This window comes from Streptomyces sp. NPDC058001 (assembly GCF_042886315.1).
GTDB lineage: Bacteria > Actinomycetota > Actinomycetes > Streptomycetales > Streptomycetaceae > Streptomyces.
In genome coordinates this window covers 467503-486960 of record NZ_JBHVQT010000005.1, presented here as the reverse complement: position 1 = coordinate 486960, position 19458 = coordinate 467503, and the positions used below count along the sequence as shown (strand labels likewise).

Annotated in this window: 21 protein-coding genes and 3 pseudogenes; 15 read left to right on the top strand and 9 right to left on the bottom strand. The window is 67.8% G+C overall.

Features of this window, described 5'->3' with window-relative positions:
* The first annotated feature begins 7 nt into the window (after window positions 1-7).
* Window positions 8-526, top strand: a complete 519-nt coding sequence (locus ACFVT5_RS15030) for a winged helix-turn-helix transcriptional regulator (RefSeq protein WP_389886415.1) — start codon at window positions 8-10, stop codon at window positions 524-526.
* 60 nt (window positions 527-586) lie between these two features.
* On the opposite strand, the gene ACFVT5_RS15025 is transcribed toward ACFVT5_RS15030, so the two are convergent.
* The 3 genes from ACFVT5_RS15025 to ACFVT5_RS15015 form a co-directional block, all read right to left on the bottom strand.
* On the bottom strand, window positions 587-1399 hold the full coding sequence (locus ACFVT5_RS15025) for an NAD(P)/FAD-dependent oxidoreductase (protein WP_389886412.1): 813 nt from the start codon (window positions 1397-1399) through the stop codon (window positions 587-589).
* 24 nt (window positions 1400-1423) lie between these two features.
* The gene (locus ACFVT5_RS15020; RefSeq protein WP_389886409.1) at window positions 1424-1588 is read right to left on the bottom strand and encodes a hypothetical protein; all 165 of its coding nucleotides are present in this window, start codon (window positions 1586-1588) and stop codon (window positions 1424-1426) included.
* A 386-nt stretch (window positions 1589-1974) separates the two neighbouring features.
* Window positions 1975-2802 (bottom strand): oxidoreductase, encoded by an 828-nt coding sequence (locus ACFVT5_RS15015; RefSeq protein WP_389886693.1) that lies wholly within the window; start codon window positions 2800-2802, stop codon window positions 1975-1977.
* 94 nt (window positions 2803-2896) lie between these two features.
* On the opposite strand from ACFVT5_RS15015, the gene ACFVT5_RS15010 reads away from it, so the two are divergent.
* Window positions 2897-3355 carry a MerR family transcriptional regulator gene (locus ACFVT5_RS15010; protein ID WP_389886406.1) on the top strand — a complete coding sequence of 153 codons (459 nt, stop codon included), beginning with the start codon at window positions 2897-2899 and terminating at the stop codon, window positions 3353-3355.
* A 196-nt stretch (window positions 3356-3551) separates the two neighbouring features.
* Here the strand turns inward: ACFVT5_RS15010 and ACFVT5_RS15005 are convergent, their stop codons facing one another.
* Entirely contained in the window at window positions 3552-4127 is a 576-nt protein-coding gene (locus ACFVT5_RS15005) for a CGNR zinc finger domain-containing protein (RefSeq protein WP_389886403.1), read from the bottom strand.
* A gap of 82 nt (window positions 4128-4209) precedes the next feature.
* Between ACFVT5_RS15005 and ACFVT5_RS15000 the strand changes: the two genes are divergently transcribed.
* Window positions 4210-5382: an epoxide hydrolase family protein gene (locus ACFVT5_RS15000; protein ID WP_389886401.1), complete on the top strand. Its 1173-nt coding sequence runs from the start codon at window positions 4210-4212 to the stop codon at window positions 5380-5382.
* Here ACFVT5_RS15000 and ACFVT5_RS14995 read toward each other — a convergent pair.
* The 3 genes from ACFVT5_RS14995 to ACFVT5_RS14985 form a co-directional block, all read right to left on the bottom strand.
* Window positions 5372-5578, bottom strand: coding sequence for a hypothetical protein (locus ACFVT5_RS14995; protein ID WP_389886716.1), 207 nt, complete (start codon window positions 5576-5578; stop codon window positions 5372-5374). The two genes, ACFVT5_RS15000 and ACFVT5_RS14995, sit on opposite strands and share 11 nt — an antisense overlap.
* Window positions 5579-5988: 410 nt before the next feature.
* The gene (locus ACFVT5_RS14990; RefSeq protein WP_389886399.1) at window positions 5989-6279 is read right to left on the bottom strand and encodes a hypothetical protein; all 291 of its coding nucleotides are present in this window, start codon (window positions 6277-6279) and stop codon (window positions 5989-5991) included.
* Window positions 6280-6436: 157 nt separating this feature from the next.
* A complete protein-coding gene (locus ACFVT5_RS14985) occupies window positions 6437-6619 on the bottom strand; it encodes a hypothetical protein (RefSeq protein WP_389886396.1) in 183 nt (60 codons plus the stop codon).
* Window positions 6620-6631: 12 nt separating this feature from the next.
* Between ACFVT5_RS14985 and ACFVT5_RS14980 the strand changes: the two genes are divergently transcribed.
* The 10 genes and pseudogenes from ACFVT5_RS14980 to ACFVT5_RS14935 all read left to right on the top strand — a co-directional run bounded on the left by ACFVT5_RS14980 (window position 6632) and on the right by ACFVT5_RS14935 (window position 16511).
* Window positions 6632-6886, top strand: a complete 255-nt coding sequence (locus ACFVT5_RS14980; protein ID WP_389886394.1) for a hypothetical protein — start codon at window positions 6632-6634, stop codon at window positions 6884-6886.
* Between the two features lie 3 nt (window positions 6887-6889).
* Window positions 6890-7003 (top strand): annotated as a pseudogene (locus ACFVT5_RS14975) (M55 family metallopeptidase); the annotation flags it as partial.
* Window positions 7004-7006: 3 nt separating this feature from the next.
* Window positions 7007-7251 (top strand): annotated as a pseudogene (locus ACFVT5_RS14970) (IS256 family transposase); the annotation flags it as partial.
* A gap of 268 nt (window positions 7252-7519) precedes the next feature.
* Window positions 7520-7951, top strand: coding sequence for a hypothetical protein (locus ACFVT5_RS14965; protein WP_389886393.1), 432 nt, complete (start codon window positions 7520-7522; stop codon window positions 7949-7951).
* A 145-nt stretch (window positions 7952-8096) separates the two neighbouring features.
* Complete coding sequence (locus tag ACFVT5_RS14960; RefSeq protein ID WP_389886390.1) at window positions 8097-8861, top strand: class I SAM-dependent methyltransferase; 765 nt, start codon at window positions 8097-8099, stop codon at window positions 8859-8861.
* A 2572-nt stretch (window positions 8862-11433) separates the two neighbouring features.
* A complete protein-coding gene (locus ACFVT5_RS14955; protein ID WP_389886388.1) occupies window positions 11434-13410 on the top strand; it encodes a hypothetical protein in 1977 nt (658 codons plus the stop codon).
* Window positions 13343-14065: a LuxR C-terminal-related transcriptional regulator gene (locus ACFVT5_RS14950; protein WP_389886690.1), complete on the top strand. Its 723-nt coding sequence runs from the start codon at window positions 13343-13345 to the stop codon at window positions 14063-14065. Before ACFVT5_RS14955 ends, ACFVT5_RS14950 begins: the two co-directional genes overlap by 68 nt.
* A gap of 126 nt (window positions 14066-14191) precedes the next feature.
* The gene (locus ACFVT5_RS14945; protein WP_389886385.1) at window positions 14192-14497 is read left to right on the top strand and encodes a hypothetical protein; all 306 of its coding nucleotides are present in this window, start codon (window positions 14192-14194) and stop codon (window positions 14495-14497) included.
* Between the two features lies 1 nt (window position 14498).
* On the top strand, window positions 14499-15233 hold the full coding sequence (locus ACFVT5_RS14940) for a DUF4386 domain-containing protein (protein WP_389886382.1): 735 nt from the start codon (window positions 14499-14501) through the stop codon (window positions 15231-15233).
* Window positions 15234-15644: 411 nt separating this feature from the next.
* A complete protein-coding gene (locus tag ACFVT5_RS14935; protein WP_389886379.1) occupies window positions 15645-16511 on the top strand; it encodes a hypothetical protein in 867 nt (288 codons plus the stop codon).
* Window positions 16512-16897: 386 nt separating this feature from the next.
* Here ACFVT5_RS14935 and ACFVT5_RS14930 read toward each other — a convergent pair.
* Both ACFVT5_RS14930 and ACFVT5_RS14925 read right to left on the bottom strand, forming a co-directional pair.
* Window positions 16898-17080 (bottom strand): annotated as a pseudogene (locus ACFVT5_RS14930) (hypothetical protein); the annotation flags it as partial.
* A gap of 310 nt (window positions 17081-17390) precedes the next feature.
* On the bottom strand, window positions 17391-18023 hold the full coding sequence (locus tag ACFVT5_RS14925; protein ID WP_389886376.1) for a TetR/AcrR family transcriptional regulator: 633 nt from the start codon (window positions 18021-18023) through the stop codon (window positions 17391-17393).
* Window positions 18024-18117: 94 nt separating this feature from the next.
* Between ACFVT5_RS14925 and ACFVT5_RS14920 the strand changes: the two genes are divergently transcribed.
* Together ACFVT5_RS14920 and ACFVT5_RS14915 are read left to right on the top strand one after the other, a co-directional pair.
* Window positions 18118-18864 (top strand): SDR family NAD(P)-dependent oxidoreductase, encoded by a 747-nt coding sequence (locus ACFVT5_RS14920; protein WP_389886374.1) that lies wholly within the window; start codon window positions 18118-18120, stop codon window positions 18862-18864.
* 59 nt (window positions 18865-18923) lie between these two features.
* On the top strand, window positions 18924-19316 hold the full coding sequence (locus ACFVT5_RS14915) for an ester cyclase (protein ID WP_385042832.1): 393 nt from the start codon (window positions 18924-18926) through the stop codon (window positions 19314-19316).
* Window positions 19317-19458: the final 142 nt, after the last annotated feature.

Here is a 19458-nt window from a genome sequence, read left to right as displayed (position 1 = left end):
CGAAGGGATGGTCGCCGTGGCAAGCCGGATCAGGCTGGAGGACCGGGAGTGCCCGCTGTCCACGACGGTGGAACACGTCGGCGAGTGGTGGACGCTGCTGATCCTCCACGACGCCTTCGACGGCTACACCCGCTTCGACCAGTTCCAGGAGAGCCTGGGCATCTCCTCCAGCATGCTCACCACCCGGCTGAAGACCCTGGTCGCGGACGGCCTGCTGGAACGCCGGCCCTATCAGACCAGCCCCGTCCGGCACGAGTACGTTCTGACCGAACTCGGGCGCTCCCTGCGCCCGGTGATCGTCGCCCTGGCCGCGTGGGGCAACTCCCGCCTCACGCAGAAGGAGCGCAGCATGATCCTCGTCGACGCGCACAGCGGCCAGGAAGTCGAGCCGGTCGTCGTCGACGCCAAGACCGGCCTCCGACTCGACGACAGCACCGCTTACGTCTTCACCGCAGGCCCCGCAGCCAGCGACGCCATGCGCACCCGCTACGCGACACGGCCGGCCATACCCGCGGAAGAGGCGTAGGGCTGCCCGCAAGGGCCTCCTGCGGCCTTGAGCAGGATTCCAGGCCGGTGAGCTGTGCCGTTACCTGCGCTGGCGTAACACTCGGCGTGGGTGTTGACCGCCGCCGTGATCTGGGCCTCCCGGGTGTGCGGGTGCACCGCGGCCAGCATCTCGCGGGTGAGCGGCAGGTCGTAGAGGGTGTCGACCAGGAGGGATGCCCCGTCGCCGGCGATCAGCCGGCCTTGCTGTAGCCGTATCCGCCGTCAGGCAGGGTCCAGACCCAGGTCCTGGGGACGACCTCATACAGGCCCCGGGTGAAGGGGATACGGGTGGGGGCGGGATCGGCGCGGCCGGGAAGCTTTGCACGGTCCGCGGTGCGAGGGAATGCGGGGACCCGGAGGCCCGTGCGGTCTGCCGTGTCTCGCCGAGGCCCTGTACGCGCAGGGTCACGACATCGCCGTCGTAAAGGAAGCCGGGGAACGTCGCCATGTCGCGGGCGTGTTCAACGAGGGGGCAGCCGCGGGGTCCGTGAAGGATCGCGCTCGGACGCTGGTCGACGGGCTGGGTGACGACCTGGCCCATACGCGCCGTCGTGACGGGCAGCACGATGCCTTCCGCCGTGAGCTTGAGCGTCCAGGTGCCGGTCGCCCACACCACTCCGGAGGCCCTGATGTCGCTGCGGACCGTTCGGACGCCGTCGACGTGGCTGCCCTGCCGGATGACGGAGAGGACCGCGGTGTTCTCGTAGAGACGAACGCCCGACCGGACGACCGACGCGCTCAGGGCGCCAATGAACTGCTGGGTGTCGATCTGTGCGTCCTCGGCGCAGTAGACGGCACCGATCGCGGTCGCGGGCAGCAGGGGGGCGTGTTTGGTCGCGTGGCTCGCCGACACCAGCTCGATCTCGACGCCGGCGGCTCACCGGTCCCGCACGTAGTCCTCAAGGATCCGGCCCTGCTCCTCGGTTTCGAAGAAGAACACGGCACCGAGCTTGCGGTACTCGAAGACGTCACCGAGTTCGTCGGCGTACTCGCTGTACTTCGCCTTGGCGGCGCGGGCGATCGCGGGATCTTGATGCTGCACCGGCGGGCTCGTTAGGGACTACGAGTCCCGACTGGCCTCCTGTGTCTGCCGCGTGTACTGGGCCGAGACCGACCGGATGACTCGGCGCCTGGCCGGCACCACTGCCACCAGCCGGCGTACCCCGGCCGACCTCGCGGACCTCGCCTTGGGCGAATCGGTACGGGCGGCGGCATGAGCATCAGCCAGCTCGTCGCCCGAATCGCCGAGCGAGAGGCCGAACTCGCGTGCCAGGCTGAGGCGTCTCGTCGCCCGTGGCATCCTCACCGAGACCGAACCCGGATTGTCTACCCAGAACCGTCCGTAGGACATCCAGCGCCTCCGCGACCAGCACACCGCACCCGACGCAACTCACGACGGGCATCGGGTCGCGTGCCGCCTTCTGGGACTCAGATGGCGGTAGAGAGTGCGACGTGGCGCCATTGGTCGAGTTCACGTCGCACCAGATCCAGCTTTGCCTCGACGCGCTCGACCGCGTCCGCGCCCAACTGCAGGCGCAGCGGCGGCTTGGCGACCTCGGTGATGTCGACGATGGCTTTGGCTCCCTTCACCGGATCGCCTGGCTGGCGGCCGTCGTTTTTGGCCAGTGCCTCGCGCACCGGCCCGGCGCCGGCGACGTAGTCGGCGATGGCGGCTGGTTCGACCTGGATGCTGGAGCTGTTGAGGAAGTCGGTGCGAAAGCCGCCCGGCTCTATGATCGTGACGCGGACGCCAAGCGGGGCCAGTTCGCCGTGCAGTGCCTCGGAGATGCCTTCGAGGGCGAATTTCGACGCGCCGTACAGGCCCGCTGCCGGAGCGGTGGCGAAGCCGCCCACGGAGCCGATGTTCAAGACATGCCCGGATCGCTGAGCACGCAACGTCGGCAGGGTCGCCCGCAGCGTGTTGAGCACGCCGAACACGTTGACGTCGAACAGATCCCGGGCAGCCTTGTCAGAGGTCTCCTCGATCGCGCCCACGAGGCCGTAACCGGCGTTGTTGGCCACGATGTCGATCCGGCCGAACTCCGCCAGGCCGGCCTCCACCGCAGCCGTCAACTGCTCCGGTTCGGTCACGTCCGCGTTCACCGCCAGCAGTCCGTCCGGCTTTTGCGGGTGCGCCTTGAGCACCGCCGACACGTCCCTCGCCGTAGCGATCACGCTATGTCCTCGATCCAGCGCCTCACGGGTGATCTCCGCGCCGAGCCCACGCGATGCACCGGTAACAAACCAAACGCTCATGTTCTCCCCTGTTCCGACAGCCCGATTGGCCAACAGCTCCACGCTAGAAACTAGAGTCGGGTCTAGATCAAGAGCTGTGTGACGGGAGTCGCTCATGGACCTGAGCATCGGCGAGGTGGCGGAGCGCAGTGGGCTGAGCGTTCACGCGCTGCGGTTCTACGAGCGGGAGGGCCTGTTCGCCAACCCGGTACGGCGCCTGTCCAACGGCCGTCGGATCTATCACGAGGAGGATCTGGAGTGGCTGGCGATCTGCACGAAGTTGCGCTCCTCCGGCATGTCACTGGCGACGATCCGGCGATACATCGAGCTGGCCGGTCAGGGCCCGGGCAACGAACATGAGCGGCTGGAATTGCTGCGCCGGCACGAGAACCACGTGGAGGCGCAGATCCGGGAACTGCAAGAGACCCTGGACGTGATGCGGCACAAGGTGAGGATCTACGAGGACCATGTCGTCCGCGGCGAGGCCGACCGGCTCTGGAATCCGTCCCACCCGGATGCGGCAGCCCAGGCCACCACTCACCAGGAGTGCCATCCGTCAGAAGGCGGGACGTGAGTTGATGTAGCGCATCCCGCCACTCCAGCACGGCCGAACCCGCTGACCGGCCCGGAGTCCCCACAGCCACACGTTCAGGCGACAACGAACCAGACCTTAACTTGCGTACCCCCCTCTCAGTGGTGCCGTTGGGGTGCACCCGACGCGACAGATGTGTCGCAGGCGTGGGGCTCACTTGGATGCACCGAGGTAACGATCACTCCACTGATCTGGGGTTTTTGCGCTGGTTGGCATTGAAGCGCGCTTTCTTCTGACGATTCCCACACGTGTTCATGTCGCACCATTTGCGGGTGCGGCTTTGGCTCGTGTCGAAGAGGGCGGCCTGGCAGGTCGGTGACGCACACAAGGCCAATCTTCCGTCGCGTTCGCCCGCGATGATGCTGATCGCGTCGGCGGCGATCACGCTGAGGGCATCTTCCACACAGGAAGCCGAGCTGAGCTGCCATCGCCGCTTGCCCTCGGGCGTCAGGATCGCCGCGGCCCGACCCTGGGCGCTGCTGTCATTGATGACTTGGACAGCAGACGCAGGGAGAGCGTCCTGGATCGCGGCCGCTGTCGCGGCGGCGTGAATCGACTCCCTCAGCTCCCGAGCGAGGTCGAGCTGGGCAGTGGTGCAGGACGCCACGGCGAGGCCGTTCACTGCCAGCCAGTCGACGAGTCGGTGCGGCGTGGGAATGCGCTCCACAGCGTCGCCATGACGCTCCGACAGAGTCCCCGTGAAGCTGGTCGCCAGCACGCTACCGAGGCGGAAGTCAGGGAATCCAGCACGCATGGAACCACCTTAGAGGGTTGCAGCGTGGCTCGGAGAACTGCTAGAACCAGCTTAGCCGGTTCCGCGATGGCCAGGAGGTCTCATGCCCCGTCCAACCAGCGACGTGCAAGCATTTGAAGCCCACGCAACTGACGCTGACCTCGACGATCTGCGCGCGCGACTAGCCGCGGCGCGACTACCCGAGGCCGAGACGGTCCATCGCGCCGCGCCCGACCCTCGCCGATGGGAACAGGGCGTCCCTCTCGCCGACCTCGTCGATGTCGTGAACTACTGGCGCACCGGATACAACTGGCGGTCGTTCGAAGAGCGCCTCAACCGGATCGGCCAGTTCCGCACGACCATTGATGATCTGGGAATCCACTTCCTGCACCGCCGATCCCCGCGCGCAGATGCCACTCCTCTGATCTTGACGCACGGCTGGCCAGGCAGCATTGCTGAGTTCATCGATGTAGTGGACGAGCTGGCAGATCCGAAAGACGCAGACACGCCGGCGTTCCACGTCGTGGTCCCGTCGCTCCCAGGTTTTGGTTACAGCGACAAGCCGGCCACCACCGGGTGGGGAACCGAAAAGATCGCGGCCTCATGGGTGGAACTGATGGGAAGGCTCGGCTACAGCAAGTTCGCAGCCCACGGCGGCGACTGGGGAGGTAATATCACCACGGTTCTCGGCGGTAGGTTCCCGGCGCACGTTCTCGGCATCCACACAACGTTCGCGGAGGGACCGCCTGGTTTGACAACGGACGGGCTGACGGCGGTCGAGCGCAAGTGGACCGAGGAAACCCGCGATTTCTGGCGCAACCACGCGGCGTACGCGAAGCAGCAGGCCACCCGACCGCAGACCATCGGCTACTCGCTCGTCGACTCACCGGTCGGGCTTCTTGCCTGGATCCTTGACAAGTTCGCCGAGTGGACAGATACCGAAGATAGCCCGTTCGAGACGATTTCCAGAGACAGCATTCTTGACGACGTCACTCTGTATTGGCTGACGCGGACCGGCGCATCGTCGGCCCGCATTTACTACGAAAGCCACAACTCGCTGGACCCCGAACTTCGGGTCGACGTCCCGTCAGCAATCAGCATCTATCCCCGCGACATCGAGAAGTGTCCGCGCCCCTGGGCACAGGAGCGGTACCGACAGATCGTCCGATGGAGGTCGCCCGAAATCGGGGGACATTTCCCGTCGCTGGAGGTTCCCGAGTATTTCGTCAAAGACCTACAAGAGGGCCTCGCGGCAGTGCTGGCCGCTAATCGGTGAACGCGGCTGGGTGCCGGCACTCGATCACCGCCTGATCCGGCTCAAGGCGTTGCCCGACGGCTTCCCGACCGAGCGCGTCGAGAGGGCAGAACGTGGTCAGACAGGGCGCGGCGAAGAAAGCGTGGAGCATGTCGAGGTCTTTCGGATGGGCAGTGTAGGAAAAACTTCCATCCTGGAAGACCTCCACGCCCAGCACGCCAACACCCCGACTACACCCTCAACTGCGAAGAGCCACTTTGGTGCGTCGGGCGGTGCGGGGCGCCGCTCGATGCCGCTCGTGGGATCGCAGGTGATCCAGCTCCGGAGCCGCCACCAGCCGAATGCCCGCACCAGTGAGGTTGCAGCTCGACCGCCGCGGTGCAAGACGGCGGCGGGGCGGACAGGGGCACAACCTGGGCGCGCGTCAGACGAACCACGCCTCCGTTGCATAGTGCGGTCACTTGTTCGATCGCCACGCCTGCCCCGCCCTCCCGACGCTGAAGCAGTAAATGCGTACACCTCACTCCGGCGGCCGGAGTTCGCGCCGCAGGTCGCGATGATCACTGTGGAGGCTCTGCCGCAGTAAATCCGGTATTTACCGTGGCGGAACAGATGATCGCGTTGCGCTCATCCGGTTCGGGTTCGTCCTTGCTTGCGGTATGCATCCATGCCGTCCTGACGGAGCAGGAAACCGAAGCCGGCGGACTCCAGTCTCAGTCCCAACTGGGCCTCATTGAGGCCAAGATCGGCTGCGGTGTCCGCCAGGTGCCAGTCGTTGGCGGCAAGCCTGCTGAGAAGGTGACCGCGGCGGACCTGGGTCTCCGACAGGCGAAATGTCTTGAGGTAGGTGACCCTGCCCCTGTCGTCGGTGATGGCCTCATCGATGTGGTTCTCCTGCTTGGGACGGAACGCCGGCAAGAAGCGGGAGTGAGCTGCCCCGAGTTTCGTAGCGGCCGGTTTGAGTGCCTTCAGGCGGCGTTCGATGTGGCCAGGGAACGGTAGTACGCGGCTTCGAATTCCTCGGGTGGGACGTAGTCGAGGGCGGGGTGCAGGTGCTCGGTGTTGACCAGCCGACCTATTGGACGACGGCGTGTTCGACCTGGTCAGCGTCTCGCCATGGGCCCTGGTGCTCGATCAGCTCGGCCTTGGAGGAGCCGTTGAGGGCCTCAGCCATGGTGTTGTCGTAGCTGTCGGCAACGGAGCCGGCTGACGCGCTCGCGCCCGCTTCCAGCAGCCGTTCGCCGGCTCCGAACCGCACGACGAAACCGACATGCTGCTGGACACCGGCACCGCGAACGGTTTGCCGATCGCCGTCACCTGCACCTACGACCCTTATCCCGACACGGACTTCATCAGTGTGCTACGCGCGTGGGACCTGGAAGGAGGCCACACACTGGGAGGGCCGGTCGCCGCACATGAGGGCGGGGCGCTGGGGAATCAGATCACCGAACTGGATGGTCGGACCGTCGCCGTCACGGTGGGGCGCGGCAACGCGTCCGTACGGGTGTGGGCACTCGGCCGGTGAGCACTGCTGCCCCAGCGGCGGGCGCACCGCTGGGGGCAACCGGCGGCCGGCGCCACCGACATCACCGTCAACGATGCGCACGGACCGATGCGCAACATCCTGCCGGAGTTCCTGCACCGGTACTGGATCCACCTGCGGACGAAGAACCCGATCGAGTCGGCCTTCGCCACCGTCCGGCTGCGGACCCAAGTCAACCGCGGCGCCGGCTCCCCCGCCGGCACTCTCGCGATGGTCCTCAGGCTCGTCGAGTCCGCCCAGGCCCCGTGGCGCGCGGTGAACGTGCCCCACCCGGTCGCTCCGTCCGGGCCGGCGCCCGCTTCGAACGCAGTCAGCTGGTCGAACGCTCCGAGCCCGGCGCGGCGTGAGTGCTCCAACCAGCGTATGACTGACTCTAACTCCATGGTCTGACCCCCCTTTGGGCGCATCTGCCTAAAGACGCACACACTCCCGCCCCAGGGACGGATGTGGCCGCGCGAGGGCGCGTGACAGCCTCCAGGGCGTCGACCAGTCCGCAAACAGGGAGCCGGCCTCATGACCGCCAGCGCGCTGCCACCCGCCCCCGCACGTCTTGTGACCGCTGCACCTGTCCCCCCGTGGGCCCGGCGCGCGGCGGCCTCGGTCTTATGGGCATCCATGCCGTCGGCGCTGTGGCGGTTCGCCGTGGTGATCGGTGTTCCGCTGGGGCTCGCCAAGTCCGAGTACGACGCGATGCTCATTCCCGGCTGGGGGTATCTCATCGTGCCGTTGCTGTCCGTGCTGCAGGAGGCTCTGGCTCTCCTGACGTTGGGACTGGTGCGACCGTGGGGTGAGGTGTGGCCGCGGTGGGTTCCGGGCCTACGCGGGCGCCGCATCCCCGTGCTCGCCGCGGCCATACCCGCGGCACTGGGCGCACTCGCCTGCACGGTCTACGGGGTGCTGTTCGTGTGGACGACGTTGCACACCGACATGGCGATCACACAGTGGGGGGAATGGGTGATGAACGTCTGTTATATACCGATAGTGGCATGGGGTCCGCTGTTGGCTGTCGTCACCACGCACTACTACCGGCGCCGCACACGCCCTTGACTGGCATGATCGGCCATCTCACCCAGGCCGATCCGCAGGTCTTGACAATTACTCCCGCCAGCGGCGCACTTCGCCGCGCCCGCTTGGCCCCGTAACCCGAAAAAGCAGTGGCCGCGCGGGCTTGAGGCCGCATACGTTCGCCTCCATGGTTGACGCAAATTTCGGGCATCCGCGCCTCGCCGCCATCTACGACCCACTCGATCCGGACCGCAGCGATCTCGACGCGTATCTCGCGATGGCGGAGGAGTTCGGCGCGCGGTCCGTGCTGGACATCGGGTGCGGTACGGGCGTGTTCGCGCTGCTGCTCGCCGAGCGCGGGATTACGGTCACCGGAATCGATCCCGCGCGGGCGTCCGTCGACGTCGCGCGTGGCAAGCCGGGCGCGGAGCGGGTGCGCTGGCTCGACGGCGACGCGGAGGACCTGCCGCCCATGCAGATCGACCTGGTGACGATGACCGGGAACGTCGCCCAGGCGATCGCCGAGCCGCAGGCGTGGCGTACGGCGCTGCGTGGCGCGTACGAGGCGCTGCGGCCCGGCGGGCGGCTTGTCTTCGAGACGCGCGATCCGGCGCAGCGCGTGTGGGAGGAGTGGGCGGAGTGGACGCGCGAGAACACGTACCGCGTGACGGACATCCCGGGCGTCGGCCACGTCGAGACCTGGGCCGAGCTGACGAACGTGAGCCTGCCGCTGGTGAGCTTCCGGGGTACACACGTGTTCGCTGCGGACGGGGACGTACTGACCTCGGAATCGACACTTCGCTTCCGCGAACGTACCGAGATCGAGCGGGACTTGCACGAGCACGGCTTCGTCGTCGAGGACGTACGCGACGCACCCGACCGGCCGGGCAGGGAGTTCGTGTTCGTGGCGCGGCGCGATACCGCGGATTCCGTCCCTCGCGGAACGCCCTAGGTGTATCGAGCACGAGCGTGCGCACCACACAGCGTTAGGCAGACGGGACTTGAAGACACTCCATAACGAGCTCGTGCATGGTTTGTGTGGTGGGGAACCCTATGCGTGCAGCGGTCATCCGCAGTCAGCAGGTCACCGGACTGAGTGCGGAAGTGATCGCCGAACTCGTAGCGGAGATCGGCCCGTTGTGGCAAGAACGGCGCCAGGTGGCCCTCACCTCGCGTCCACACCGGGGATGACCCGGACGACACCTGACCTCCCCGCGCGGTGTGTTGCTCCGCGGGCTCCCCTTGTCCGCGTACTCGCCGGAGTCCCAGACAGATACGGATGAATGTGCTCGGCTCGACGTTCAGTAACGCGGGGCGGCTACCGGCGTCGGCGGCCCGCAGCCGCGTGAGCAACACGATGCGGTGAAGATTGTCCTGGCTGACCACGGCCAAGGCCGCCGCCGAACCGCTCTCGCGGACCGGCCGGGACGGACGACTTCCCTGAGGCGCTGTTGCCGCGCACCACGACCAGCCGGGCTTCTTCGGTGCCCATCATCACGGCGGTCACGTAGTCGACGGTGGGTGACAGTGCCAGCCACTGGCACCAAGGCCACCGGCAAGCGCGGCCGGAAGACCCGCTGAAGCCCCTTCAAAACCAAAGGAGACCGTCAGTCTCGACCGCGACGCCAGTGACGCGGGATCAGCACGTGCCGGCCCGAGAACGACTCCCCGCACAATGCGTTGCCTTCACCATCGACCAGCGTGGAGCGGCTGTTCGCCTCCCACTGCAGGCCCATGTCGCAGACATCGCAATATCCAGCGAACCGCCGATACGGCGGTGGCACTTCGTGCGGCTTTGGCCCACTCATGGAGTCAGCCTGCCATCATGAGCGCCACACTCAGCGACCCAGCCCGCCGGTCGTCAGGGCCGACGGCGCATCTGCTGCTCGGCGAAGGAGACCTCGGTCGCCTCCCATCCGGATCACGACGTGTCCGGGCCCCAGTTGCTCGCCGTGCTCCGCCAGCGTCCGACCGGTGCGGAACGCCTCCGCCACCTCGAAGTTCGGAGGGTGCGGACCGCCTTGGTGCCGACCGTGTCGTTCGCTGCGGCGACAATCCGGTCCGGGAGCTTTGTGCGCGAAGCGGCGCATACGTCGACGGCCCCGGATGGCCCGGGGCCGTCGGCCTCATATCGGCTGCACGTCAGCCGCTGCTGTCTCCTCTTGCGCTTCGTCCCGGCGGCCCTCCCTGCCCCATACGGGAGCGTCTCACCGCATGGCTCCGACTCAGCCCTGGTTCATGGGGGTTCGTCGATGGCGCAGTCCTGGCCACATTCAGATTGAACTGCGACAAGCTGTCGTTGGCGGGACCGGCCACCGGATTCACCGGGGACCGAATCCCGGGGTAGGTCTCGGCGCTGGTGGGCGGGTTCTGGGGCTGGGTCGGCTGGAACGGCTCCTGGAAGCCACTTACCGGGAAGTCGACCGCCGAAAATGCCTGGGCCTGCTCGTAGGCCCGCTGGTTCGCCGCCCGTGTCACCTCGTCCTCCAGGGGCGGGTCTGCCGAGTGCGGCTGAGACTGGGCACTCTGCCGGGAGAAATATGCGGCCTGTTCCGGACTGAGTGTCGTGCCCCCCGCATACCCCTGGAAGTGAGGCTGCTGGTAGCCCCCCGAGTATCCCTGCGAGTGATCCCCCGTATACCCGTGGGGCTGACTACCCTGATAGCTCTGCGAGTACGCCGAAGACTGAGCCGGGGCCGACGGCTGTTGCCACGTCCCTGCTGCCGCAGCCGCTGCCTGGGCCGGATCCATGGTTTGGAAGTCCCGCTGGTTGGGGTCTTCCGCTGTAGGCGTCCCCCTACCTTGTTGCCGGTCCCGCTCCCGCAACTGGTCCTGAGCATCCTGGTCGACTGCGGCCACCCAGGTGCCCGAGGGCCGCTCCCAGGTAGCGGCCTCTTCGCGGTAGTCAGGCAGTGTCGCCCCCGGCCGTGCCGGCCGCGCCTGGTCCGGATTCATCTGCGGCGGTTCCGTCCGCGCCAGATACCGTCTGGCTTCCTGGGCCATAATCTGTTGCGCGAGCTCAGGGTCGATCGGGCCGCTGCCCAGCGGAGTTTGTCCTGCTCCCGCCTCCTGACTCCATTGGCGCCGATACTCGTCCCCGTAAGGATTGTTCGAGGCGAAATTCCCCCGACCCTCATCTGACATGCGTGCTACTTCCCGTAATCGATTTAGTCGCCACCAAGACCAGCAACGGTGACCGGGGCGGTCCTCCACCCGCCCGCTGCTGCCCGTGCGCTCCGCTCGCCCGATCCGGTCAGGCCGGATACTTCCCCAACGGGCGGGGCCCGGGCATGGTTCAATCTCGGGCACTCTGGAAGTCCTCTTCCGGCTGCGGCTGATGCACCCCGCCATTGCGGGATGTCGTACCTTCGTGTGCACCGGCTCGAATGCGCGGGAGGGGACCTCTTGTGGCAAGCCCCCTGATCGAGACCAAGCTGTACCGCCCCCAGGTTCGACACGGCGTGGTGGCGCGCCCCCGCCTGGGCGAAATCCTGAGGCGCGGGTCGAGGTCGAGGATGACCCTGGTGTCGGCCCCGGCCGGCTTCGGCAAGACGACGGTGGTGGCGGAGTGGGTTCAGGGCGCAGCCGCCGGCCAACGGAGTGTGGCGTGGCTGTCCCTCGACGCACGCGACAGCCAACCCGCGTCATTCTGGGCCTACTTGGTCACCGCCCTGCAGCGGGCTGCGCCAGGCGTGGCCGCCAGTGCCCTTCCGCTGTTGCAGTCGGCCCAGACGGCGATCGAGACCGTACTGGCCACCGTAATCAATGAACTCGGCGCCCTGACAAACCCGCTCGATCTGATCCTCGACGACTATCATCTCGTCGACACTCCGGACATTCAGGCGGGCATGACGTTCCTGCTCGAACACCTTCCGCCGCGGGTGCACCTGATGATCTGCACCCGCGCCGACCCGGTACTGCCGCTCGCTCGACTTCGCGCCCGCGGCGAACTGGTCGAGCTGCGCGCCGCCGACCTCCGCTTCACCCCCGACGAGGTCGCGGTCTACCTCAACAAGGCCGCCGGGCTGAACCTGATCGCAGGGGACGTCGAAGCGCTGGAGCAGCGCACCGAGGGCTGGATCGCCGCGCTCCAGTTGGCGGCGCTCTCGCTCCAAGGGCGCGAAGACGTCTCGGGCTTCATCGCCGGCTTCGCCGGAGACGACCGCTACGTCGTCGACTACCTGGTCGAAGAGGTCCTGGCACGCCAAAGCGATGACGTGCGCGACTTCCTGCTCCGGACGTCCGTCCTGGGCCGCCTCCACGGCCCGCTGTGCGACGCCGTCACCGGACGCCGAAACGGCAGGGCCATGCTCGAAGCCCTCGACCGGGCCAATCTGTTCGTCGGACGGCTCGACGACAGGCGCCGCTGGTACCGCTATCACCATCTCTTCGCGGACGTCCTTCGCACGCACTTGGCCGACGAGCGCCCCAGCGAGGTCGCGAGCCTGCACCGCCGAGCCAGCCAGTGGTACGCCGAGGCCGGCGAGCTGGTGCCGGCGGTCAGTCACGCACTTGAGGCGGGAGAAGTCGACCGGGCAGCCGACCTTGTCGAGCGTGCGATTCCGGTCCTGCAGCGAGACAGGCAGGAAGCCACCATCTGCGGCTGGATCAAGGACCTTCCGGATGACATCGTGCGCGTCCGCCCTGTGCTCGCCGTGGGCCTGGTCGGCGCGCTCATGACCCGCGGCGAGTTCGAGGGGGTCGAGGACCGTCTGCAAGAGGTCGAGCGGCTCCTCACCGGCTGCGAGCAGGAGGGATCGGCCGCCGAGTTGGTCGTGGCCGACCGGGGTGCGCTGGCCCGGCTGCCCGGCAGGATCGAGATGTACCGCTCCGCCCTCGCACTGGCGCAAGGCGACCCGTCCGCGACCGTGACCCACGCGGGCCGGGCCATCGACCGCGCGGCCGCGGACGATCACGTGATCCGGGCCGCGGCATCGGCCCTGTCAGGACTTGCCAGTTGGGGCAGCGGCGACCTGGACGCCGCCCACGCGGCCTACTCCGCCGCCGCCGAAGGTCTGCGACGGGCAGGGTATGTCGCCGACGTCCTGGGGTGCTCGATCACGCTGGCCGACATCCGCATCACCCAGGGCCGGCTGGCCGACGCGCAGCACACCTACGAGCGGGCGCTGCGGCTGACCTCCGAGGAACCGGGCACCCTGCGGGGCACACCGGACATGTATGTCGGGCTGAGTCAGATCGCCTGGGAACGGGGAGACGCCGCGGCCGCGACCAGACATCTGCAGCGAGCGCAGGAACTCGGTGAGCTTGCCGGGCTGCCGCAGCACCCCTACCGCTGGCGGGTCGCAAAGGCCCGGATCCTGGACGCCGAGGGTGACCAGGCCGGCGCCCTGGACCTGCTTGAGGAAGCGGAGCGCGTCTTACACCGGCGACCTCTCCCCGAACGTACGACCGGTCCCGGCCACCCGGGTACGGCTGCTGCTCACCCACGGCGACCTGGGCGAGGCCCTCGCTTGGGCCCGCCGACAGTGCCTGACCACTGACGACGAACTGTCCTATGTACGCGAGTACGAGCACATCACCCTGGCTCGGATCCTGCTCGCCGCACACACGGCCGACCGCTCCGAATCCGCGCCGAGCGCCGTCGCCCCGTTTCTCCGACGACTCCTCACGGCCGCCGAGACCGGCGGACGCACGGCCAGCGCCATCGAGATCCTCGTACTGCAGGCACGTGCCCACAACGCCCACGGCGACGCCCCCGCCGCCCTCGCCGCCCTGGAGCGGGCCCTGACCCTGGCCGAACCGCAGGGCCACGTCCGCGTCTTCGTCGACGACGGACCGCCGATCGCCACGCTTCTCAGAACCCTGGTGAGGCAACGGCCCAACTGGGCATACCCGTGCCGACTCCTGGACGCGGCCACACAGATCGGTGGCTCCACCGGCGGGGAAACGGGCCCGTCGTCCGCGGCCATGCGGCACGAGCTCGTCGAGCCGTTGAGCGACCGCGAGTTGGAGGTACTCCGGCTGCTCGCCGGCGACCTCGGCGGCCCGGACATCGCCCGTCACCTCCGGGTGTCCGTGAACACCCTGCGCACTCACACCAGGCACATCTACACCAAGCTCGGAGTCAACAACCGGCGGGACGCGGTGCGTATGGCCGGACGCCTCAACCTCATCTCCCGCGCACCCGGCCGATGAGAAAGGGGCTCTTGAGGGCCTGGCAACAAAATCACCACCTCGGTCATCACATGTGGTGATGCCCGCTCACCACACTGCTTGCGACCTTGCAGTCGCCTTCCGGACACGCAAGGCACAAGGAGCGTCATGGACACCCCGACGACCGGCTCTCAGGAGAGTCGTCCCGGCTTGTACGAGATCCGCCTTCAGGGCCACCTCGACCCCCGGTGGGCAACCTGGTTCGACGGCATGACCCTCACCGCCGGCAGCGACGGGACAACCCTCCTGTACGGCCCCGTCGTGGACCAGGCGGCACTTCATGGCCTGCTGAACAGGCTGCGCGACGTTGGCCTCCCCTTGGTCTCGGTCGCCCGCGTGGAGACCGGCCCACGGGAAAACGACCCGACGACGCCCCAACCCCGGACACCCGAGAACTCAGAACCCGGAGACTGACATGACCACCACCACGCCAACGGCCGCAGCCACGCGGGCACAGACCGACTGGACGAGGAACCACGCCCGCGCGGCAGGAGCGCTCTACCTGATCACCTTCCTGGCTTCCATCCCCGCACTGCTGCTGATCGCCCCTGTCCTGGACCACACCGACTACATCGTCGGCACCCGCGCCGACACCCGCGTGCTGTGGGGTTGTCTGCTCGACGTGGTGACCGCTTTGGCCTGCATCGGTACCGCCGTCGCGGTCTTCCCCGTCGTCAAACGGATCAACGAGTCGCTGGCACTGGGCTTCCTCACCGCGCGCCTGGTCGAGGCCGGGATCATCCTGATCGGTGTGGTGAGCCTGCTGTCCGTGGTCACCCTGCGCCAGGACCTCGCAGGCACGACCGGCGAGGACACGGCGACACTGGTCACCACCGGACGGGCGCTCGTGGCCGCCCGCGACTGGACGTTCCTGCTGGGCCCCGGCTTCATGTCCTGCATCAACGCGCTACTGTTCGGCACGCTGCTGTACCGGTCCCGGCTGGTGCCACGTTTCATCCCCGCCATGGGCCTCATCGGAGCCCCTCTGCTCCTGACAGCCGGCATCGCAACCTTCTTCGGCCACAACGACCAGCTCTCCGCGTGGTCGTTCCTCGCCACCGTGCCCGTCGCCGCCTGGGAGCTCTCTGTCGGCACCTACATGCTCGCCAAGGGCTTCAGGCCCACAGCCGTGACCGCCGAACAGATGTGAACAGCCCCCGGAAACGACAAAGATCCCGAGCGATCATCATGATCGCCGGGATCTCGTCAACCGACCCTGAGCTAACTCAAGAACAGTCGATCTTCTGTCCTACCGGGAGTCCCGTTGCCATGTCCTGACATCATCTGGCGCATCATCAGATCGGGGCAGAACTCGTCATGCACCCCCGGTGCCTACTCACGCAGAACCACCATCAGCATGGCGCCCACCTGCGCCGATGCACTAAATCACCGGCATTGGGCTGACCTGGACGGATTATCTTCCGTGAGACAGCGTGGGCGCCCGGCCGCCGAATGAAGCCGGCACCGGGTGGCAAGGTGCCCAACGCAGCGCGGAAGCTCCAGCGGCAGGCACTGACATCCTGCTCGGACGGTTGTCGTACTGGGAAGGCACAATCGGCGCATGTCTGAGAACTTCGTAGACCTTGGGAAGGTCAATGCGCCGTCGGGTGTGCTGGTCCTCGGCATGGCCGGGTGGATCGACCAGTGGCGGGAACTGGGCCAGCCCCTGTCCGAGCGTGCCAGGGCGGCTGCGGCGACGGGAGGAGGCCATCTTCGTGAGGGGTTGTGCGAGGCGATCGCGGTTCCGGCAGCCGATGACCGGCCTTTGACGGTGCGGGCGAGCACCTCGCCGTCTCCGTTCGACGAGGAACCGACGATCGCGACCCTGGAGATCAGTCTCGGTCTTCCGTGGCCGGAGCCCGCGAACCGGTCGGCGCCGGTCCGGCTCGGGGACCTGCCCGTCGACCGGTGCGGCATGGTTGTCGGCGACGCCGCGGGGCTGGACGCGTGGACGGGAATGGACGACGAGCCGGCCGACGGGCTCGCCGATGTCTTCTACTGGGGCCGGTACGCGGACGACGCACATGCGCAGTTCGGTGGTGAGCGGATCGCGCGGTACGGCGTCGACGGGCCACACGGTTGGCTGGACCTTCCGGTGGCTGAGGCGGCCGCACGTGCGGCCGAACTCGTCGCCTGGCGCGACCGCCTCCATGGCAAGGGCCTCATGGTCTCGGTCGACGAGCACACTGATTTCCACCGCTTCCAGCGGGCCGGGTGGCACCATCCGCTCCATGTCGGTGCGATCGACGTCGGCGGTTGCCAGGTGCTCGGCATCGACTGGGACCAGGGTGACCACTCGATCAGGCACCACGGCGAGCGGGACGCCGGCCAGGTCTATTCGGTGACGCTCGAAGCCGACGAGGCGGGAACGATGGTGGTGCGATGGACCATTCCGCCCTACGACTTCGGCGACGAAGACGAGTGTTGATCCCCGTGACGCGAGCTGCGGTCCGCGATCTGGGCGCCCCGTGTGCCGGCAAGGAGCTCGCTGGTGTCGAGGTTGATGCCCGCGTAGACGAACGTCGCGGGGATGCGCTCTGAGGAGTACTTCAAGGTGTCGGCGACCTCGGCCCCGGCCCGTGTGACCTGCGAGACGTTGTGGATTTCGGCGACGATGACCAGGCCGGTGCGGGTGTCCGTGCAGACGCCGACCACCGTTTCGATGATGTCGGTCATGTTTGATCTGGCCGGACCGGCGGTCCCAGGAAGCGCGCGAACTCGGCCGCGACCCATGCGGGCGGACGCTGGGGGCGGAACGGTGATGCAGAGCACCGGGATGCGGTCGTTGACGTTCGGGTGGCGGGCCCGGTCGAGGAGCAGCCGCCGATGCGGCGGCACCGAACGGGACATACGCAGGGCCGCCTCTGACCAGCCGGGCCGCATTGCCTCCGGGGTGACGCTGCGGGCCAGCAGCGCGGAGGTGTCCGCGGCCTTGGTGGTCGGCCGCAGCACCGCCGCCGTGATCGACCTCGTCGCGATATCGACCATCGCCGTCAGCATGAGCAGAAGCCGGTCCCGCTCCAGCCAGGACTCGAAGCCCACGTGCTGCCCGGTCGTCGCCGCCCAGTACCGGCCAGCGAAGGGGCGCTCACGACGCGACCAACGGAAAGGCCGTATCGGAGCCGCGTCCTCGAACCGAGCCGTCACACAGTCCAGCGGACGCCGCTGCCGCTGACGTACGGCGTCCACATACGACAGCTCGACGTACGGCGATGCACCGACTCCTGCCGCCTCGCCGGCATTCGAGCACGAGTCGAGGACCCGGCGAAGACCGTCTGCCCCTCCGGACAAAGCGGGCGGTGCCGGCTCAGGCGTCCGGCTGAGCCGGGCCCGTGGCGGGTGGCCAGCTTCGCAAGGTCATGTCGGCCACCTGCTGGAGGACGTCGCGAGTGATGCCGCTGGCGGCCTGGACGGCGATGCCGTTCGCCACGGTCATGAGGTGACGGGCGAGCAGGCCGGGATCGGCGTCGGGAGGCAGGTCGCCTTCGTCGACGGCCTGCTGGAAGCGGTCGCGGAGGAGTGAGACGTGCTCGTCGCGCCAGGCGACGAGTGCGTCGCGGGCGTTGCTTCCCGGCTCACCGGCGGCGAGGGATCCCTGGACACCGAGGCACCCGGCGGGGCTGCCGATGCCGGTGGTGGCCCGGACTGCGCCGTTGAGCAGCGCGGTGGCCACCTGACGGGCGGTCGGTTCCCGCAGGGCACGGGCCCCGTATGAGGCGGGGCCCTCCGTGTAGCGCTCCAGGCACTTCCGGAACAGGTCCTCCTTGTTGCCGAAAGCCGCGTACATGCTGGTGCGGTTGATACCCATGGCGCCGGTCAGGTCGGTGAGGCTGGCGCCTTCGTAGCCCTGTTCCCAGAAGACCCGCATGGCGCGTTCGAGGGCTTCCTCGGTGTCGAATCCCCTCGGCCGGCCGATCGACGCCTTCTGTCCCGTCTCCATGCCGTCGATCGTACCCCTTCTGTACCGGTCGGTGCGAAAGATGTTACGGTCTCATTCGGTACCGATCGGTACCGAATCTGTGGAGGTCTTGATCATGGCGCAGCTCGAAGGCAAGACCGCCGTCGTCACCGGCGGCAGCAGCGGGATCGGCCTGGCCGCCGCCGTTCGACTGGCGGCCGAGGGCGCGCACGTGTTCATCACCGGCCGGCGCAAGACTTTGCTGGACGCGGCCATCGAGACCATCGGCCCGGCGGCGGCCACCGCTGTGGTGGGCGACATCTCCAGCCTGGCCGACCTGGACCGGCTCTACGACACGGTCCGCGCCCGGGGCCGCGGCCTGGACATCGTGTTCGCCAACGCCGGAACCGCGTCGTTCGCGACACTTGAGCAAGTCACTGAGGACCACTTCGACGAGACCTTCGGCGTCAACGTACGGGGCACGCTGTTCACGGTGCAGAAGGCGCTGCCGCTGCTCAACGACGGCGCGTCGGTGATCCTCAACTCCTCGGTGCGCGCCGACGACGGTGTCACGGCGTTCGGCACGTACGCGGCCTCCAAGGCGGCGATACGGTCCTTCGCCCGCACCTGGGCCAACGAGCTCAAGGATCGCGGCATCCGGGTCAACGCGATCTCCCCGGGCACCATCGACACTCCCGCGGTCGACGCCGTGGCCGAGGGAGACGCGCCCGTCACCAAGGACCAGTTCGTCGCGGGTGTCCCGCTGGGCCGGATCGGGCGCCCCGACGAGGTCGCCGACGCGGTGGCCTTCCTCGCCTCCGGGCGGAGCAGCTTCATCCTCGGCGCCAACCTGTACGTCGACGGCGGCGAGAACCAGATCTGACATCGGCGTACGCGACCCGAATGACACAACCCGAAATCCAGAGCGACCGAAAGGCCATCATGTCCGACACCGACCTGCGCGAGTTTTTCCAGCGCTACATCGACGCACTCAACGCTCACGAGTTTCAGCGCATGACCGAATTCATTCACGACGAGCTCGTCATGAACGGCCGACCGGTCACGCGGGACGACGTCATCGCCGAGTTGGAGGGGCATGGCGACGCGGTGCCGGACTTCACCTGGCGGGTCCAGGACCTCGCCGTCGAGGGTGATCGCGTGGCGGCTCGTCTGTTCAACAAGGGGACGCCCGCGAAGGAGTGGTTCGGTCTGCCCCCCACCGGCGCCACGGTCGAGTACGGCGAATACGCCTTCCACAAGGTCCGTGACGGGCGCTTCTACGAGATGAACTATCTGATCGACGCCCAGGCAGTTCAGCGACAGCTCGTCGGCTGACGTCCAGGTCGGCCTTCGTCAGCATCTCTGAGAACCGTTCGCGCGCCGCGCACAGTCGGGCGGGCCCGCAGGTTCCCGGGGGCGCCGGCCACCGCGCCAGATGCACCTGCACGCGGTCATGACCGTGGCCCGGGCCACGGCC

What these genes read in the sequence shown, in the direction of transcription:
- ACFVT5_RS14980 (WP_389886394.1), top strand. Translation starts at nt 6,632, where the DNA reads ATGCTGCTGGACACCGGCACCGCGAACGGTTTGCCGATCGCCGTCACC.
- ACFVT5_RS14945 (WP_389886385.1), top strand. Translation starts at nt 14,192, where the DNA reads ATGGACACCCCGACGACCGGCTCTCAGGAGAGTCGTCCCGGCTTGTAC.
- ACFVT5_RS14920 (WP_389886374.1), top strand. Translation starts at nt 18,118, where the DNA reads ATGGCGCAGCTCGAAGGCAAGACCGCCGTCGTCACCGGCGGCAGCAGC.
- ACFVT5_RS14960 (WP_389886390.1), top strand. Translation starts at nt 8,097, where the DNA reads ATGGTTGACGCAAATTTCGGGCATCCGCGCCTCGCCGCCATCTACGAC.
- ACFVT5_RS14925 (WP_389886376.1), bottom strand. Translation starts at nt 18,023, where the DNA reads ATGGAGACGGGACAGAAGGCGTCGATCGGCCGGCCGAGGGGATTCGAC.
- ACFVT5_RS14965 (WP_389886393.1), top strand. Translation starts at nt 7,520, where the DNA reads ATGCCGTCGGCGCTGTGGCGGTTCGCCGTGGTGATCGGTGTTCCGCTG.
- ACFVT5_RS14915 (WP_385042832.1), top strand. Translation starts at nt 18,924, where the DNA reads ATGTCCGACACCGACCTGCGCGAGTTTTTCCAGCGCTACATCGACGCA.
- ACFVT5_RS14935 (WP_389886379.1), top strand. Translation starts at nt 15,645, where the DNA reads ATGTCTGAGAACTTCGTAGACCTTGGGAAGGTCAATGCGCCGTCGGGT.
- ACFVT5_RS15010 (WP_389886406.1), top strand. Translation starts at nt 2,897, where the DNA reads ATGGACCTGAGCATCGGCGAGGTGGCGGAGCGCAGTGGGCTGAGCGTT.
- ACFVT5_RS15015 (WP_389886693.1), bottom strand. Translation starts at nt 2,802, where the DNA reads ATGAGCGTTTGGTTTGTTACCGGTGCATCGCGTGGGCTCGGCGCGGAG.
- ACFVT5_RS14940 (WP_389886382.1), top strand. Translation starts at nt 14,499, where the DNA reads ATGACCACCACCACGCCAACGGCCGCAGCCACGCGGGCACAGACCGAC.
- ACFVT5_RS15030 (WP_389886415.1), top strand. Translation starts at nt 8, where the DNA reads ATGGTCGCCGTGGCAAGCCGGATCAGGCTGGAGGACCGGGAGTGCCCG.
- ACFVT5_RS15000 (WP_389886401.1), top strand. Translation starts at nt 4,210, where the DNA reads ATGCCCCGTCCAACCAGCGACGTGCAAGCATTTGAAGCCCACGCAACT.
- ACFVT5_RS15005 (WP_389886403.1), bottom strand. Translation starts at nt 4,127, where the DNA reads ATGCGTGCTGGATTCCCTGACTTCCGCCTCGGTAGCGTGCTGGCGACC.